This window comes from Microbacterium caowuchunii (genome assembly GCF_008727755.1).
GTDB lineage: Bacteria > Actinomycetota > Actinomycetes > Actinomycetales > Microbacteriaceae > Microbacterium > Microbacterium caowuchunii.
Genome location: NZ_CP044231.1, coordinates 213,405 through 230,021 on the forward strand (window position 1 = coordinate 213,405; position 16,617 = coordinate 230,021).

General features: G+C 70.9%; 17 protein-coding genes and 1 riboswitch. Of the genes, 8 read left to right on the plus strand and 9 right to left on the minus strand.

Annotation, left to right across the window (positions count from 1 at the left end; translation table 11 throughout):
- Positions 1-32: 32 nt before the first annotated feature.
- Positions 33-1,007, plus strand: coding sequence for a prolyl aminopeptidase (gene pip, locus F6J84_RS00950; RefSeq protein ID WP_150970640.1), 975 nt, complete (start codon positions 33-35; stop codon positions 1,005-1,007).
- 36 nt (positions 1,008-1,043) lie between these two features.
- On the opposite strand, the gene F6J84_RS00955 is transcribed toward pip, so the two are convergent.
- From F6J84_RS00955 to F6J84_RS00965, 3 genes are all read right to left on the minus strand, one after another.
- Entirely contained in the window at positions 1,044-2,780 is a 1,737-nt protein-coding gene (locus tag F6J84_RS00955) for an aldehyde dehydrogenase family protein (protein WP_150970642.1), read from the minus strand.
- A gap of 54 nt (positions 2,781-2,834) precedes the next feature.
- Positions 2,835-5,297 (minus strand): acyltransferase family protein, encoded by a 2,463-nt coding sequence (locus F6J84_RS00960; RefSeq protein WP_150970644.1) that lies wholly within the window; start codon positions 5,295-5,297, stop codon positions 2,835-2,837.
- 86 nt (positions 5,298-5,383) lie between these two features.
- Positions 5,384-5,644, minus strand: a complete 261-nt coding sequence (locus F6J84_RS00965; RefSeq protein WP_150970646.1) for a glutaredoxin family protein — start codon at positions 5,642-5,644, stop codon at positions 5,384-5,386.
- 158 nt (positions 5,645-5,802) lie between these two features.
- Between F6J84_RS00965 and F6J84_RS00970 the strand changes: the two genes are divergently transcribed.
- Complete coding sequence (locus tag F6J84_RS00970; RefSeq protein WP_150970648.1) at positions 5,803-6,948, plus strand: glycosyltransferase; 1,146 nt, start codon at positions 5,803-5,805, stop codon at positions 6,946-6,948.
- A gap of 146 nt (positions 6,949-7,094) precedes the next feature.
- Here F6J84_RS00970 and F6J84_RS00975 read toward each other — a convergent pair whose 3' ends face one another.
- Positions 7,095-8,243 (minus strand): polysaccharide deacetylase family protein, encoded by a 1,149-nt coding sequence (locus F6J84_RS00975; protein WP_238702551.1) that lies wholly within the window; start codon positions 8,241-8,243, stop codon positions 7,095-7,097.
- Positions 8,244-8,442: 199 nt separating this feature from the next.
- On the opposite strand from F6J84_RS00975, the gene F6J84_RS00980 reads away from it, so the two are divergent.
- Positions 8,443-9,954, plus strand: a complete 1,512-nt coding sequence (locus F6J84_RS00980) for a SulP family inorganic anion transporter (protein WP_150970651.1) — start codon at positions 8,443-8,445, stop codon at positions 9,952-9,954.
- Between the two features lie 73 nt (positions 9,955-10,027).
- Here F6J84_RS00980 and F6J84_RS00985 read toward each other — a convergent pair whose 3' ends face one another.
- Together F6J84_RS00985 and F6J84_RS00990 are read right to left on the minus strand one after the other, a co-directional pair.
- Positions 10,028-10,387: a DMT family transporter gene (locus F6J84_RS00985; protein ID WP_150970653.1), complete on the minus strand. Its 360-nt coding sequence runs from the start codon at positions 10,385-10,387 to the stop codon at positions 10,028-10,030.
- Position 10,388: 1 nt separating this feature from the next.
- On the minus strand, positions 10,389-10,703 hold the full coding sequence (locus F6J84_RS00990; RefSeq protein WP_150895149.1) for a DMT family transporter: 315 nt from the start codon (positions 10,701-10,703) through the stop codon (positions 10,389-10,391).
- A gap of 10 nt (positions 10,704-10,713) precedes the next feature.
- A riboswitch (guanidine-III (ykkC-III) riboswitch) is annotated at positions 10,714-10,778 on the minus strand.
- A gap of 60 nt (positions 10,779-10,838) precedes the next feature.
- Here F6J84_RS00990 and F6J84_RS00995 point away from each other — a divergent pair.
- Complete coding sequence (locus F6J84_RS00995) at positions 10,839-11,708, plus strand: DUF72 domain-containing protein (protein ID WP_150970655.1); 870 nt, start codon at positions 10,839-10,841, stop codon at positions 11,706-11,708.
- Positions 11,705-11,923 (plus strand): KTSC domain-containing protein, encoded by a 219-nt coding sequence (locus F6J84_RS01000; RefSeq protein WP_150970657.1) that lies wholly within the window; start codon positions 11,705-11,707, stop codon positions 11,921-11,923. Before F6J84_RS00995 ends, F6J84_RS01000 begins: the two co-directional genes overlap by 4 nt.
- Positions 11,924-11,929: 6 nt before the next feature.
- Here the strand turns inward: F6J84_RS01000 and F6J84_RS01005 are convergent, their stop codons facing one another.
- The 3 genes from F6J84_RS01005 to F6J84_RS01015 all read right to left on the minus strand — a co-directional run bounded on the left by F6J84_RS01005 (position 11,930) and on the right by F6J84_RS01015 (position 14,015).
- Positions 11,930-12,445 carry a CarD family transcriptional regulator gene (locus tag F6J84_RS01005; RefSeq protein WP_191905709.1) on the minus strand — a complete coding sequence of 172 codons (516 nt, stop codon included), beginning with the start codon at positions 12,443-12,445 and terminating at the stop codon, positions 11,930-11,932.
- A 180-nt stretch (positions 12,446-12,625) separates the two neighbouring features.
- Positions 12,626-12,952, minus strand: coding sequence for a protealysin inhibitor emfourin (locus F6J84_RS01010; RefSeq protein ID WP_150970660.1), 327 nt, complete (start codon positions 12,950-12,952; stop codon positions 12,626-12,628).
- Positions 12,927-14,015, minus strand: coding sequence for a M4 family metallopeptidase (locus F6J84_RS01015; protein WP_150970661.1), 1,089 nt, complete (start codon positions 14,013-14,015; stop codon positions 12,927-12,929). The genes F6J84_RS01010 and F6J84_RS01015 overlap by 26 nt, the downstream gene beginning before the upstream one ends.
- A gap of 75 nt (positions 14,016-14,090) precedes the next feature.
- On the opposite strand from F6J84_RS01015, the gene F6J84_RS01020 reads away from it, so the two are divergent.
- The 3 genes from F6J84_RS01020 to F6J84_RS01030 all read left to right on the plus strand — a co-directional run bounded on the left by F6J84_RS01020 (position 14,091) and on the right by F6J84_RS01030 (position 16,616).
- Positions 14,091-14,567, plus strand: a complete 477-nt coding sequence (locus F6J84_RS01020; protein WP_150970662.1) for a DUF3237 domain-containing protein — start codon at positions 14,091-14,093, stop codon at positions 14,565-14,567.
- Positions 14,568-14,791: 224 nt separating this feature from the next.
- Positions 14,792-15,760, plus strand: coding sequence for an ABC transporter substrate-binding protein (locus F6J84_RS01025; protein ID WP_191905710.1), 969 nt, complete (start codon positions 14,792-14,794; stop codon positions 15,758-15,760).
- Between the two features lie 103 nt (positions 15,761-15,863).
- Complete coding sequence (locus F6J84_RS01030; protein WP_191905711.1) at positions 15,864-16,616, plus strand: ABC transporter permease; 753 nt, start codon at positions 15,864-15,866, stop codon at positions 16,614-16,616.
- Position 16,617: the final 1 nt, after the last annotated feature.

Sequence of the window (16,617 nt, forward strand, 5' to 3'; positions counted from 1 at the left end):
GCCTGCGGGGCGCGGACCGGTACCTTAAGGGCATGACCACGCGCCACCTCGACGACGTTCTGTACCCGCCGATCGAGCCCTACGAGACCGGGGAGCTGCTCGTCGGCGACGGTCAGCGCGTGTACTGGGAGCAGTCCGGGAACCCGGACGGCAAGCCGGTCGTCTTCGTGCACGGCGGCCCCGGCGGCGGGACCTCTCCCTGGCAGCGGCGCTTCTTCGATCCGGAGAGGTACCGGATCGTCCTCTTCGACCAGCGCGGCTGCGGACTGTCCACGCCGCGTGCCAGCGAGCCCACCGCCGACCTCAGCTACAACACGACCTGGCACCTCGTGGCGGACATGGACCTCCTCCGTCGCAACCTCGGGATCACCACCTGGCAGGTCTTCGGCGGGTCGTGGGGCAGCGCCCTCGCCCTCGCGTATGCGCAGGCGCATCCCGATTGCGTGTCCGAGCTGGTCCTCCGGGGCATCTTCACCCTGCGCCGCCACGAGCTGGAGTGGTTCTACGAGGGCGGTGCCTCCGCGATCTTCCCCGATCTGTGGGAGGACTTCGTGGCGGAGATCCCCGTCCTGGAACGCAACCGCATGATCGACGCCTACCACCGCCGGCTCTTCGACCCCGATCCCGCCGTGCATCGTCCCGCGGCGCTCGCGTGGACGCGCTGGGAGGCGTCGACGCTGACCCTGCGCCCCGACCCGGATCTCGTGGCGAGCATGACGGACGCCGACGCGGCGACGGCGTTCGCGCGGATCGAGAACCACTATTTCGTGCACGGGGGATGGTTCCGCGAGGGGCAGCTGATCGAGGACGTCGACCGCATCCGGCACATCCCGGCCGTCATCGTGCAGGGCAGGTACGACGTGTGCACGCCGATCATGACCGCGTGGGATCTGCACCGGGCGTGGCCCGAAGCGGAGTTCGTGGTGGTCCCGGATGCCTCCCACTCCGCCTCCGAGCCGGGGATCGCAGCCGCACTCCGCGCGGCGACCGACCGCCTGGCGGGCTGACGACGGACGCGGGAGCCCGCCGCCCCCGCCTCGTGCTCAGGCGCCGAGCGCCTTGATGAGGGTGGCGGCCAGCACGGCGGGGCTCTTGCCGATCTGGTAGCGGGTGAGGCCCTCGCTCACGGCGGCTGCGGTGCGCGAGCTCACGAACCACGGAGGCGTGGGCAGGATGCTGAACCCGCCCCCGGTGAGGGACCGCGGGAAGGGCCGGAACGGACCGCGCAGCACCGATCTCTCGATCCCGTCCAGCAGGAGCGTGTTGTGGACCACGCCGATCCCGCTCCCGACGTCCTCCAGGGTCCCGCCGGGGAATGCGCCCCAGGACAGCACGGTGGTCGCGAACACCACGCCCGTCCAGGCGTTGATCGCGATCCCGCCGTAGCGCAGATCGGCGATGGCCCGTTCGAAGCCGGCGCCGAGCTCGGCTTCGGTGTCCGGATCGATGAGCACGTTCGCGCCCAGGGTGCCGACCAGCCGGTCGTTCGCATGCGCGACCGCCGCGTCCAGGAACTCCTGCCCGGTGCCCGGGAGCGCGATCACGCCGAGCACCGGCGCGAAGTACTCCGTCGTCTCGAGGTCGTGCGCGTCATCCGGATCCGCGACCTGCACGAGCAGGCGGGTCCCGTCGGCGAGATGCTGGGCGGTGGGGTGGGCCGCGGCGGCCGCCGCCATCCGCTCGGTCGCATGCGGGTACCAGACCGGTCGTTCCGGCGCTTCGGCGTAGGCGGCATGGAGGGCGCGCAGGAACTCCTCGCGCTGCGGCCAGTCGCTGCTCACGATCACGACCTGCCCGGCGATGCAGTTGTGGCCGCTGTTCTGCAGGCGCATGGTCGCGATGTGCTCGGCCTGGTAGCGCAGGTCCGCGGCCGTCCAGGCACCGGGGACCACGATGATGGGGGCGACGCCGCCCAGTTCCGCCGTGATCGGGATGGTCAGCCGGGGGTCGTCCGCGGCGCGCCGGGCCGCGGCATCCTCATCCGTTCCCCACACGATCGCGTCGAAGGTCGCTGCCGATCCGGTGATGTGGATGTGCGAGAAGGCCGGAAGCTGGGTGAGTGCCGCGCCCACCTCGCCGTCGCCGCGGACGATGCGCAGCAGGCCCGGCTCGATCAGCGGGGCCAGGGCCCGTTCGAAGATCGGCACCAGCAGGTCCTGCGTCGGGTTCACCTTCAGGAGCACCACGCGGTTCTCCGCGAGGAGTTCGTACAGCACGTCCAGGACGGGGATCGAGGTGATGTTCCCCGCGCCCAGGACCAGTCCGAGTTCGGCGGGCGCGCTCGGCGAGAGCTGGGCGAGACCGGCGGTGCGTGCCGCATCCGCGACGCTGACGTCCGGTCGCAGCCAGATCTCGCCGCTGAACCCCGACAGCAGCACCGAGTCGATGGGCTGGGCGGGGAACACCCGCGCGCGGACCCTCCCGCCGGGGGCGGTGCCGACCGGGACCCCGTCCAGCGGGCTCCCGCCGCGCGCGAGGCGTTCGAGGGTCGCGATGTACCCGTCCAGCGCGCCGAGGGTCGCGTACGGACCGGAAAGCCACTCCTCGCCGCGCAGCGGATGGGTCGGGGAGAGGCCCTTGGTCGCCGCGGCCGTGGTCGCCCAGTCCTCGGCCGCCGCGCCGACCGTGCGGCGGACGGCGCGGAGCAGCCCCGCACGCTGACCGAGCGTCAGTGCCGTCCAGGTGCGCGCCCCTGCCCGCAGGTCGGCGACCTCACGCGCGAACCGGTCGCCGGTCGCGGCGTCCGGGGTGGTGTCGTCGGACGGTGCGGTTGTCGGCACGGGGTCTCCTTCGGGCGGTGGCTCCCAGCCTACTGAGCCGCGTGGCGCGGTCGTCTAGAGCGCACCCAGGGAGGCGAGCGTCCAGCGCAGCGCCGGCGCGATGTGCTCCGCGTACGCCGTGGTGAGATGCGTCTGGTCGTAGCGGGTGGGGATCCCGCCGGCGAAGGCGGGGCACAGGTCCTGCCAGCACATGAACGGCAGGGAGCTCACGGCCATGTCTCCGGATGCGGCCGCGGCCGCTTCCGTCTCGGCGGCCATCTCGTGCCAGGTGGCATCGACCGGGCTCAGGCAGCTCGCGGGATCGGACAGTGGGGAGTAGCAGCGCCCCAGGTCGGCGCCCGCAGGCGGCGGCGCGAGATGCACCACCCGCCCGGGCGTCCCGTACGTCGCGACCTCGGCCTGCGTGGCGGCGACGAGCGCGCTCGCCGACAGGTCCGTCCCCGACGGGGTGCGGCCGAGCGTGAACGCGTTCGAGACGACCACGAGGTCCGCCGGCTGGGCGGCGATCATCGCCCGCACGTCGAGCTTCCGCTGGGGGCAGGCGGCCATCACCCCCGCACCGTCGTTCTGCACGAGGACGTCGGTGAAGCGGCATCCGTACAGTCCGACGGTCGTGATGCGCCATTGCCCGCCGCTGTCCTCCGCGATCTTCTTGAACGCGGGTGCGTAGGCCATGGCGGTGGAGTCTCCGACGAGATACATGTGCCGCGGCGCGGCGGGGTCGCCCCAGGTGCAGGCGGCCGGATCGGGGCTCACCGCGGGGGAGAAGCAGTCGCGGGCCGGGTTGTCGGCGGACGACCGGGCGATGACCTCGTCCAGGCTCGGCGAGAGCGTCGGCCAGCTCGTCGCCGCCACCGCCTGGGCGAGCTCATCCTGGATACCCGGGGCAGGGTCGGCGGCCTCGGCCTGCCCGCCGCCGGGGAGGAGCGGGCCGAGCACCGGGCCGCCGACGGTGGTCTGGACGACCAGCACCGCGACGCCGACGACCACCGCCAGGCCCGTCGCAGTGAGCGCCATCTGGGCACCGAACCGCTCCCGCCACGCCGCCCACGCCTCGCGGCGCAGCGTGCGACGCTCCTCCCGGGTCGGCGCACGCGCGGCGGCGACCGTCCGCGGAGCGTCCGCTGCTGCGCTGAATGCCGCGGCCGGACCGGCTCCCGCCCCGTCCGTCTCGGCCGGACCGGCGGTACCCATGAGGGCGGCGGGCTCCACGGGCGGTTCAGGCTTCGCGGGCTCCGCCGGCGGATACTGCGGGCGCGTCGAGCCGGGGTAGTAGCGCAGGCCCGGCGTCCATCCTGCGGGCCGCGCGGTCGGGTCGAGGGGCGGCGCGACGCGCGTCGTCACCACGGCGGATGCGCGAGCGCGCGACGGGGAGGTCTCCGGCTGCGGCCGGTCGGCGGGCGCGGCATCGGCGCCGATGCCGCGCGGCATCCGGCGCAGCCAGGGGGAACGGTGCAGAGGCTGCTCCACCAGCAGATAGGCGGCGACGGACAGGACGGCGATCGTGCCGAGCACGATCGGAAGGCCGGGGGCATCGGCCGGGAGCAGCACCCCGGCGAAGACGATCACCGGGAAGTGCCAGAGGTACAGCGAGTAGGACATGTCGCCGATCGCCGTGCTGAGCGGGTTGGACAGCGGGAACAGGTGCCGCATCCGGGGGTCCGCCCCGATGCCCCCGACGAGGATCATGGCCGTCGCCACGCCCGGGGCGAGTGCTGCCGGCGCCGGCATCGGACTCGAGGGGAGGATCGTGAGGAAGGACCACACGACCCCCGCCAGTCCCGCCCAGCCCAGGAATGCGCGCACGAGCGCGGGGATCCGGGCGCAGAGCGGAGCCGCGGCGGCCAGCACGGCGCCGACGGCGAGTTCCCACACCCGCGTCGCGGTCGAGAAGTAGGCGACGGTCGGCTCGCCGGCGGTCTGCGCGAGGGCCCACGCGAAGGAGGCGGTGCCGATCGCGCCGGCGACGAGGCCGGTCAGGACCCGGCCGGCGGTGCCCCGCCGGGCGGTCGCGGAGAGGAGGAGGAGGGCGAGCAGGAGCAGCCCCGGCCAGACGAGGTAGAACTGCTCCTCGACGGACAGCGACCAGAAGTGCTGCAGCGGGGAGACCGCATCCGTCGCGTGGAAGTAGTCCGTCCCCTCGACGGCGAAGCGCCAGTTCGCGACGAGCAGCAGCGCGGCGAGGGCATCGCCGAGGGTGTCCTCCGCGCGGACGCGGTTGAAGACGAAGAAGGCCGCGGTCGAGACGACGAGGAGGACCAGGACGGACGCGGGCAGGATGCGTCGCACCCGCCGGGCGAAGAACGCGGGCAGCGAGATCCGTCCGGTGTCCGCGACCTCCGTCAGCAGCAGCCCGGTGATGAGGAACCCGGACACCACGAAGAACACGTCGACCCCGACGAAACCGCCGGTCGGCCACCCCATCGCGTGACAGAGCACGACGCCGACGACGGCGAGGGCACGCAGACCCTGGATGTCGCGACGCGTGCGCGGGGCGGGAGGAGAGGACGTGTTCATAGGCAGGCCGAGGGTGCCCGTCCGAGTGTAGGGGCGCGGCGCCCTCGTCCCGTCACCGGGGACGGCCGGTGAGGCGCGGGGTGGGCTCAGATGAGGGAGAGCGAGCGGAGCTTCGCAGCGACGTCGTCGTTGGAAGGCTCCACGTGGTGCGTGCCGTCGGGGTAGACGACCACGGGGATGTTGGTGCGGCCGGAGATCTCCCGGGCCACCTCCGCGGCGGCCGGGTCCGCTTCGAGGTCCACGTAGGTGTACTCCAGACCCAGTCCGTCGAGCTGCGCCTTCGTGCGACGGCAGTCGCGGCACCACTCGGCACCGAACATCGTGATACCCGCGTTGTTCTCAGTCATCCCTCCACAGTAGAAGGAGTTCCGGCGGTCGGCGCCATGGATAGGCCGGGCGATTGCTGTGCGGACGCACAACCCCCGGATGTCGAGGCGGAGTCCGTGTCAGGATGATGTCGGTCGTCCGATCGGGTGATCGGTCTCGGTCGCGAAGGCGGAAGTGCATGCAGGTCACGGTGGTGGTCCCGACCTACAACGAGGCGCCCAACGTCGCCGAATTGGTCCGTCGGATCGTCGCCGGCACGGACCGCCTCGTCGCGGAGATCCTGCTCGTGGACGACAGCACGGATGACACCCCGCAGGTCATCGAGCGGGTGGCGCGCACAGCCCCTGTCCCGGTCCGCGTCATCCACCGCGACGTTCCCACCGGCGGCCTCGGCGGAGCGGTGGCCGTGGGCCTCGCTGCCGCAGTCTCGGACGTGTGCGTGGTCATGGACGGCGATCTGCAGCATCCGCCGGAGGACATCCCCGCCCTCGTGTCGCGCTATCTGCAGGGCGACGTCGACGTCGTGGTGGCATCCCGGTACGGCGGAGAGGGCGCGGCCGGCGGTCTCGCCGACCGCACCCGCATCCTCGTCTCGCGGGCGTCCACCCACGTGACCAAGGCGATGTTCCCCAAGCGGTTGCGCGACGTGTCCGATCCGATGACCGGGTTCTTCCTCATCGACCGGCGGTCCGTCGACCTCTCCCAGCTGCGCCCCCAGGGGTTCAAGATCCTGCTGGAGATCCTGGCCCGGCGGCCGATGCGGGTGGGCGAGATCCCGTTCTCGTTCGCGGACCGTCACGCCGGCGCATCGAAGGCCTCGTTCCGTCAGGGCATCCACTTCCTGTCCCAGCTGACCGCGCTCCGATTCGGCAAGATGTCGCTGTTCGCGATCATCGGAGGGCTCGGGGCGGTGGCGAACCTCGCCATCGTCTGGGCGCTGTCGCAGCTGGGCGTGGCGGACGTGGTCGCCATGATCATCGCGGCCGAGACGACGATCATCGCGAACTTCGCGCTGCAGGAGCGGTTCGTCTTCCAGGACGTGAAGGCGGATGCATCCGGCCTCGCCACCCGGTTCGTGAAGTCCTTCGCCTTCAACAACGCCGAACTCGTGGTGCGGATCCCGATCACCGCGCTGATCATCTCGAATTGGCACATCTCGGTGGTCATCGCGACCGGGATCACCCTCGTGGCGGCGTTCATCCTGCGCTTCCTGTTCCACTCCCTCGTGGTCTACGCCCCGCGCCGCACGTCCGCGCCGGCCTCCCCGGCGCGGAAGCTCGTGGAAGAGCTGGACCGTCAGGCCATCTCCCCCGGCGAGCTCTGACCCCTCTCTTTCCCGCGAGACTGCACGGTACGCACGAGACTGCGCGTGACGACGTCCGTCTCGTGCTGTGCGTGCAGTCTCGCGGGGGAGGGGTGGGGCCGCCCGGGCGTGTCGCGGTGGGGTGTGCGGGGTGGGCGGCTCGGGGGTCAGCCGACGAGGTTGCGGAAGGCGTCGAGACCCATGCCGTAGTTGATCCGGATGGTGGGAAGCGCCAGCTTGTCGGTGCCGATGCGCACGTACCCCGGCTCGACGGTGCGCGCCAGCTCGAAGCCGGACCGGCGCAGCGCCTCCTTGGCCGTGTCGTTGTAGTGGCCGAACGGATAGGCCATCACCTCGGTCGCGCCGAGGATCTCCGCCGAGGTCGCCATGTCCGCGGCGATCTGGTCGACGCTCCAGTTCACCATCCGGCCCTTCCCGTTGTCGCCGGCGCTGTGCATGTCGTGGGTGTGCGAACGCTGCAGCACGTACATGTTGGGCGTCGGCTCGGTGCGGGCGGAGGTGATCACGAACGACGTGGTGGGGATGCGGTACGCCTCCACGATCGGCGCCGCCAGCTCCAGCCAGGTGGAGTCCGCGTCGTCATCGGTGACGATCGCGGACAGCTTCGGAATGTAGAGGCGGCCGTCGATGAAGGCGCTCAGCTCGTCCCAGGTGGGCAGGTAGAACTCGTTCTCGGCGAGGTAGGCCATCTGCGCCTCGAAGTCGCCGATGTAGGCGAAGTTCGCCTTCAGCCAGTTGTCCTCCCCCTCGGGCCGGGTCGTGAACTGGTGGTACATCAGGATGGGGACGCCGACGTCCTCCGCCGCCACCTCATCGGCGGACTTCCACGCGCCGTGCAGGGTGACCTCGCGATCCGTGCAGGTCACGACATCCGCGCCGTTGACGCGCGCCCCGACCGCGAGGGCCGCGGCGTCCTCGGGGGTCGCGTACCAGCCGGCGAATGCGGCGCCGTCACGGGCAGGGATCGGAAGGCCGGCGTAGAGCGTTCCCTGGGACTGCAGCTGCGGGCCGTCGGCGATGCCGTCACCGGCGAAGCTCACGGCGCACGCCGCGGGATCGTCGGTCGTGGCGAGCAGCGCCTCCGCCGCGGTCAGCGGAGCGGGGGTGGGTGTCGGGGTGGGGGTGGCGGTCGGAGAGTCGGGGGCCGCAACGGCGGGTGCGCTCGCGCTCACCGAGCGCATCACCGCGAGGGTCACCACCACGGCCACGGCCAGCACCACCGCCCCGACGAGTCCGCCGATGACGAGTCTGCGTGCGCGCCCCGGCATCCGTTGCGCATGTCGTGCCCGGTTCATGTTCCCCCTTCGTGCGGGCGGCTCCTCTGCTCCCCGCGCGGCCGCCACTGCAACGCTGCGATCCTAACCGTCCGGACACCTGCCGCCCGGCGGGCGACAAGGGGAGGGGTAGGGTTTCTGAGGCCGCGCCGCCCGGATCCGCTCCCGCCGGGAGTTCCCGGATGCCGCGCCGGCACCCCCCTGATCCGCTGGAGTCCCCGTGCCCGCCGCACCCGCCGTCCCGTCCCGCTACCGGATCGAACCGACCGTCCTGCAGGCGCTCCGCAGCCCCCGGCTGCTCACCCGTGAGGTGCTCGCCGGGCTCGTGGTGGCGATCGCCCTCATCCCCGAGGCCATCGCGTTCTCGATCATCGCAGGGGTCGACCCCCGGGTGGGGCTGTTCTCGTCGTTCGTCATGGCCGTGGTCATCGCCTTCGTCGGAGGCCGTCCGGCGATGATCACCGCGGCGACCGGGGCGGTGGCCCTCGTCATCGCGCCGGTGGCCCGCGAGTACGGGATGGACTACTTCATCGCCACGGTGCTGTTGGCCGGCGTCATCCAGATCCTCCTGGCGCTGCTCGGCGTCGCGAAGCTCATGCGCTTCATCCCGCGCAGCGTCATGGTCGGCTTCGTGAACGCGCTGGCCATCCTGATCTTCGTGTCGCAGGTCCCGCAACTCATCGACGTGCCCTGGGCGGTGTATCCGCTCGTCGCGGTGGGCCTCGTCATCCTGTTCCTGCTCCCGAAGCTGACCCGGGTCGTGCCCGCCCCTCTCGTGGCCATCGTGCTGCTGACCGGCGCCGTCGTCGTGTTCGCGATCTCGGTGCCGACGGTCGGCGACCAGGGGGAGCTGCCGCGGAGCCTTCCGGAGCTGTTCATCCCGCACGTGCCGCTCACCTTCGAGACGCTGCGGATCATCGCGCCCTACGCGCTCGCGGTCGCCGTGGTCGGTCTCCTGGAGTCGCTGATGACGGCGAAGCTCGTCGACGAGATCACGGACACGCACTCGCGCAAGACCCGCGAGGCGTGGGGTCAGGGCGTCGCGAACATCGCCTCCGGGATGTTCGGGGGCATGGGCGGCTGCGCGATGATCGGCCAGACGATGATCAACGTGAAGGCCTCGGGCGCGCGCACGCGCATCTCCACCTTCCTGGCCGGTGTGTTCCTCCTGATCCTCGTCGTGGTGCTCGGCGACATCGTCGCGATCATCCCCATGGCGGCCCTCGTGGCCGTCATGATCCTCGTCTCCATCTCGACGTTCGACTGGCACAGCATCCGCATCTCCACCCTGCGCCGGATGCCGAAGAGCGAGACCGCGGTCATGGTCGTCACCGTCGCGATCACCGTGTGGACCCACAACCTCGCGATCGGCGTCGGCGCGGGAGTGCTCCTGGCGATGGTGCTGTTCGCCCGCCGGGTCGCGCACTTCGCGACGGTCACGCGCACGGTGGATGCCGACGCGCCCGTGCCGACCGCGCACTACCGGGTGGACGGCGAACTCTTCTTCGCCTCCAGCAACGACCTCACGACCCAGTTCGAGTACACCGCGGACCCGGCGCACGTGGTCATCGACATGTCCGGTTCGCACATCTGGGACGCGTCGACCGTGGCGGCGCTGGATGCCATCGTCACGAAGTACGGCCAGCACGGGAAGACCGTGGTCCTGGAGGGGATGAACGAGGCGACCACCGCGTTCCACCGCCGACTCTCCGGCGGCGTCGCGGCGGAGTAGCGCCGGCGCTCCCTCGCCAGCGTTCCCCGTGTCCTCAGGGGAGATGAAGACCCCCCTCGGAGTAGAAGCCTCCTCAGTCCCCCGACAGCGGTTCAGGTTTCGCGGCGTCCGCCGGAGGCGCCGGCAGCAGCTTCAGGCCCACGACCGCGCCGATGATCCCGGCGATGAACACGACCTTCCAGACGGAGAACTCCTCCGCCCCGGTCGCCAGTGCGAAGCCCACCGTCAGAGCCGCGCCGACACCGACCCAGACCGAATACGCGGTACCGATCGGGATGCTCTTCGCCGCCCAGCCGAGTCCGGCCATGCTCGCCACGAGCGCGACGACGAACACCACCGTCGGCACGGGGAGGCTGAGACCCTCGGAGGAGCCCAGCGCGGTGGCCCACACCGCCTCGAACACGGCGCTCACCAGCAGCACGATCCACGGCATCTCAGCTCACCACCTTGAGGCCGATGACGCAGGCGACCAACAGGAGCAGAAGCAGGATGCGGCCGAGCGAGGCCCGTTCGGCGCGGGTCACGATCGCCCACACCACGGTGAGCGTCGCGCCGATCCCCACCCACACCGCGTAGGCGGTGCCGGTGGGCAGCTCGTTCATCGCGAAGGCGAGCCCGGCCATGCTGGCCAGCAGCGAGACCCCGAACACGATCGTCGGGACGACCCGGCGGAATCCCCGGGAGGCGGAGAGCGCCGAGGCCCAGACGGCCTCCAGCATCCCCGAGACGATCAGCACGATCCATGCCATGACGAGACCTTCCGAGTCAGTCTTGTCAGCTGCGGGTACTGCTCCCTCGTCCGCAGGGCCGGTGGGACCCTCCCGGAGATCATAACCGGGCGCAAGTCCCCTCCGCCCTGCCTCGGCGGCTGGTATCCCGGATGCATGGCGGCTGGGCGATCCGACGGGGAGGCGGGACGCATCCGGGTCGGGATATCCGGATGGCGGTACCCGTCCTGGCGCGGTGATTTCTATCCGCGGGGCCTCGCCCAGCGCCGGGAGCTGGAGTACGTCGGCGAGCGGATGTCGACGCTCGAGGTGAACGGGTCGTTCTATTCGCTGCAGCGACCGGAGAGCTACCGCCGGTGGCGGGAGGCCGTGCCGGAGGACTTCGTGTTCGCGGTGAAGGGCTCCCGGTACATCACCCACATGCTGCGGCTGCGCAATGTCGAGACGGCGATGTCCAACTTCCTCGCCTCGGGTGTGCTGGCCCTCGGCGCGCAACTCGGGCCGATCCTGTGGCAGCTGCCCGAGCGGTTGTCGTTCGACCCGGTGGGGCTGGAGGAGTTCCTGCAGGGGCTCCCGCGTTCGACGGGAGCGGCACTGGAGTCCGCCCGCCGGCACGATGAACGGCTCGACGGGCGCGCGTGGCTCTCGATCGACGCGGACCGTCCGATCCGCCATGCGCTGGAACCGCGATCGCCGAGCTTCGAGGACCCCGCCGTGGTGGAGATGCTGCGCCGGCACTCCGTGGCGCTCACGGTCGCGGACACCGCGGGCCGGTGGCCGGCGTTCGGGCAGGTCACGGCGGACTTCGCCTACGTGCGGCTGCACGGCGCCGAGGATCTCTACGCCAGCGGCTACACCGGAGCCGAGCTCGACGCCTGGGCGGACCGTATCCTCGCCTGGGCCGATGGAAGCGACACTCCGGACGGGCGTCCCCGCGACGTGTACGTGTACTTCGACAACGATGCGCGCGGGCACGCTCCGCACGACGCGCTGGCGCTCGCCGCGCGCATCCGGGAGCGGTCATGAAGCGCCGGCCCGTCGAGTCCTCAGCACTCGCCTCGGTCGGCTACGACGCGGCGAACGGGGTCCTGGAGATCGAGTTCACCAGCGGTGAGGTGTACCGGTACTTCGCCGTGCCGCCGTCGGTGCATCGGGGGCTCCTCGCCGCCGACAGTCACGGACGGTTCTTCCGCGAACGCATCCGGGAACGGTACCCGACCGAGCGCGTGCCGCGCCGATGAAGCGGATCAGGCCGTGCGTGCGGGGGGGACCGTCTCCGCGCCCGCCAGTGCCGCCTCGTTGATCATCCGGAGGGCATCCTCGAAAGTCACGCCGAGAACGGCGGCGAACTCCTCGCCGAGTGCGTTCCGCGCCTCGTCGAGCAGCTCACGCTCGGCGCCCGGGAGGGGGGAGACGCCCTTCGTCCGCACGATCTCGCGGACCAGCGCCGCCTTCGCGGATCCCTCTCCGGTCACGAGACGCTGACGGTACTGCTTGATGCGATGCGCCCAGGTCTTGTCGTACTTCTCGCTCGGTCCGCGCAGCACCTCGAGGAGCTCACCGATCGTGGCCTTGGTGTAGAGCGCCCGCACGCCGACCTGATCCGCGGAATCCAGCGGGATGCTGATCCGCAGACCGTCGCGGGCGACTTCCAGGTCCAGGTAGTCGCGAGCCTCGCCCCGCACCGTGCGCGTCCGCAGGGAACGGACGGTGGCGAGGCCGTGGAAGGGGTGGGCGATGGTCTGACCGACGGAGAAGAGCAAGAGGAACCTCGATTCGTACGACGTCCGTCGACACCGTGGCTCCTGCGGGAGCCGGATGGCGGAAGGGGCGGCACGTGGCGCGTACCCGATCTCGGGCGACGCCGGAGCCGCACGCGCGGACGGCGTCACCTGCGACGAAGCCCTCACATTTTAGGCTGACGACCTGGGATATCCCCGAGATCACCCGGTGTCCGGCGACGGGCGTCCCGCCGCTTGGCGCACGGCGTCGACCAGCTCACGCCAGGGGCCGGTGAGCTGTCGTTCGCCGAGGCTGCACCGCCGCTGCCCCTCCGGCGTCCGCACGCGGATGTCCCACACGAAGCGGTCCGGTGCCGGTGTCCTGTCCGGGGCAGCCGGCCACGGGCAGCGGTCGATGAGCGCCATCCACCTGTCCGCATCGCGTCCCGCGGGACGCACCTGCCACTGCCGCCGGATGCCGGCGATCCCGCCGGTGCGGACGACCCTGACGAGGAGGGTGTCGTCATCCGGCGGGGCGGTCTCGCTCATCCTCGTACACTCCCACGGTGGTCCACGCCGCGCGCACCGCGGAGGCCACCTCTGAGTCGACACCGTACTCCTGCTCGGCCGCGGACACCGTCGCGTCGGCGAATTCGACGAAGGATGCGGTGCTCGACAACGGACCGGTCAGGGCGCGGTACCAGACCACTCCGGCCCGCTCCCAGGCGAAGCCGCCGAGCTCCCGCGCGGCGAGCGCGAACGCCCGGTTAGGGATGCCCGAGTTGATGTGCACGCCGCCGTCGTCCTCGGTCGTCACCACGAAGTCCCGCATGTGCGCGGGCTGCGGATCCCGGCCGAGCTCGTCGTCGTCGTATGCGGTCCCCGGTGCGATCATCGACCGCAGGGCCACGCCCTGCACCGCCTCGGTGAAGATCCCCGCCCCGATGAGCCAGGATGCGGACTCCGCCGTCTCGCCGGCGGTGAACTGCTCCGTCAGCGCCCCCAGCACGTCCGCGATGGACTCGTTCAGGGCGCCGGACTGCCCGCGGTACTCGAGGCCGGCGGTGTACTGGACGACGCCGTGGCCGAGCTCGTGCCCGATGACGGACAGTGAACCGGTGAACCCGCGGAAGACCTCGCCGTCACCGTCGCCGAACACCATCCGTTCGCCGTCCCAGAACGCGTTGTCGTAGTCGACGCCGTAGTGCACGGTCGCCTGCAGGGCGGCTCCCGCATCGTCCACGGAGCGACGCTGGAAGGCGGCCAGCAGCAGCTCGAAGGTCGCCCCGAGTCCGTCGAACGCCTCGTTCACGGCGACGTCGGCGACGGGAGGATCGTCCTCCGTGCGGACGACCACGCCGGGCAGGTCCTGCGTGTTCTGCGCGTCGCTGACCGTGCGGTCGGGGGCGTCGCTGAGCGTGGCGACGAGGGAACCGGTGTCATCGATGGACAGGTCGATGCGTGCCCGGAGCGGCGGGCGTCCGGTCTGCAAGGTCCGCCGCGCGGCTGTCGCCGCCTGCGGGAACCGGCCGGACTCTGCCAGGCGGGCGAGGACATACCCCGGCACGATGCCGGGGGAGGAGGATGCGGGTGACGCGGTGGGGGAGACCATGCCGAGACGCTACGCCGGGGTCCCGACGAACTGAAGGAGTACGTCGCCGTGCGTCGCCTCTCCTACGATGCGAGGATGACCACCGCCGATCATCCGCCCGTAGCTCCCGCCCTCCGGCTCGTCTCCACCATCCGCGTGCAGGTCGCGGAGCCCATGGAACTGGGCGAGGGGCCGGACGGCAGGCGCCGCATCGTCCCGATCGTCTCCGGCGCCGCGGCCGGCGAGCTGGAGGGCGTCGTGTTGCCCGGTGGCGCCGACTTCCAGGTGCTGCGGCCGGACGGCGTCACGGAGCTGGAGGCCCGGTACGCCATCGAGACGTCCGACGGCACCCGTATCGAGATCGTCAACCGCGGGATCCGGGCGGGGGACCCCGAGGACATCGCCAAGCTCATGGCCGGTCAGCCGGTGGACCCGGACCGCATCTACTTCCGCTCCGTGCCCGCCCTGCGGGCGCCGGCGGGCGGGTGGGATTGGGTGAATCGGACCCTGTTCGTGGGGCGCGGCATCCGTCGTCCCGATGCCGTGGAGCTGACCGTCTTCGCCGTGGAATGACGGGTCCGATGCACAAGAATCCCCCTCGGGGTATAGGCAGCTCTGATGATCCGAATCGGGAAACACATCTTCCCTGATGGCTCGCCCGGTGCGGATAGTAGGAGTAAGTTCACCGGTTCTCTACCCGTCCGGTGAGTTCCGACTGCATCAAAGGAGATGAAATGGAACGTCGTCGACCCCTACGCACATTGCGTGGAGCCGCGCTCGTCACAACAGCAGCCCTCATGGTCTCCGTCGCCCTGTCCGGATGTTCGTCCTCGGCTCCGGCCACGAACGACTCCGCGGCACCCGACGCGAACGCTCCGGAGGAACTCATCTCGGTGGTCGTCGCCCGCGGCGCCGTGAACCTCGAGAGCGCGATCATCGCCCAGGAACAGGGCTTCTTCGAACAGGAGGGTCTGGACGTCGACCTCCAGGTCACCGGTGGCGGCGGCGGCGCGGCGACGAACTCGGCGCTCATCGCGGGCGAGTTCGACATCGCAGCGACCGACGCGGTGACCGCCATCCGGGCGATCAACGAGAACATGCCGATCGTCGTCGTGGCCGGCACGAAGTCGGCCAAGCCCGACTACGAGGGCGAGGTCTCCGACGGGCTCATCGTCCCGCCGGGAAGCACCATCACCTCCTGGAAGGACCTTGAAGGCAAGAAGGTCGGCGTGCCCGAGCTCGGCGGCCTGCCCTACCTCACGGTCGTGACCGCACTCGAGGAGAACGGCGTGCCGCTCGACTCGGTCGAGATCGTCCCGGTCCCGATGGACGCGCTCGTCGCGGCCGCGCAGAACGGGCAGGTCGATGCGGTCTTCACCTTCAGCATCTTCATGCTGTCCGCCCTCGACGCCGGCTTCACCCGCGTCGGGACCGGCGTGCGCGAGTTCCTGCCCTACGCCCCGCAGTCCCTCTGGGTCTCCACCGTCGAGTTCGCCGAGAAGAACCCGGAAGCCCTCACGCGCTTCCGCGCGGCCCTGGAGCTCGGCACGGAGTACGGGAACGAGAACCCCGACGCGGTGCGCAAGGTCTACCACGAGAACACGGAGCTGCCCGCGCCGTTCATCGACAACGTGATGATCCTCGAACCGCTGGATGTCGCCTTCAACCCGAAGGGCTGGGACGTGCTGCTCAAGGGCATGAAGCAGACCGGCGAGGTGCGCGACGACCTCACCGTGGAGGACATCGTCTGGGAAGGGGCTCGCTGAGGCCGGGTAGGTCGGGGGGCGGGAGTAGATCAAGATGACGTGGACTCAAACCATCCGTACGAGCGCGGCGGCGTCACATCGCAAAGGCGCGACGCCCGGCATCATGCTCTGGCGAGTCGGTGTCTTCGTCGCGGGGATCGCGCTGTGGGCTGCGATCGCCGCGTCGGGGGTCGTCCCGGCAGGTCTCGTTCCCGCCCCCTCATCCGTGGTTGTGACCCTGGCCCAGCAGGTCGTGACTGTCGAGTACTGGCAGGCCGTCGGACTGACGGTGTGGGGGGCCCTGATCGGGCTCCTCGCCGCCGCCGTGGTCGGCATCGCGATCGGTGTCATCACCGGCGCCTCCACCGCGGCTGAACTGTCGACCCGGTTCCTGGTCGACTTCGGGCGGGCCTTCCCGGCCGTCGCCCTGATCGCGGTGCTCGTGCTGATCCTCGGCCGCGGGCTCGAGCTCAAATCCACGCTGGTGTTCGTCGCGGTGGTCTTCCCGATCCTCCTGCAGACGCAGCAGGGGGTGCGTCGCGTGCCGTCGTCGGTCATCGAGACCGCACGCGCGTTCCGCACCCCGCGCGCGCTGCTGGTGCGCAAGGTCATGCTGCCCAGCGCGACCCCGTCCATCCTCACCGGGCTCCGGCTGGGCGCATCCGTCGGGATCCTCGTGGCGATCGCCACCGAGGTCCTCAGCGGCTCGCCCGGTATCGGGAACCAGATCACGGATGCTCAGATGGGGGCGAACTCGGCGCTGTCCTTCGCGTACATCGTCACGGCCGGCTTCCTCGGATTCGCGGTGAACATCGGGCTGGAGAAGCTGCAGTCCGTCCTCCTGAGATGGCGTCCCGCCATGGGAGGGGAGAACTGAG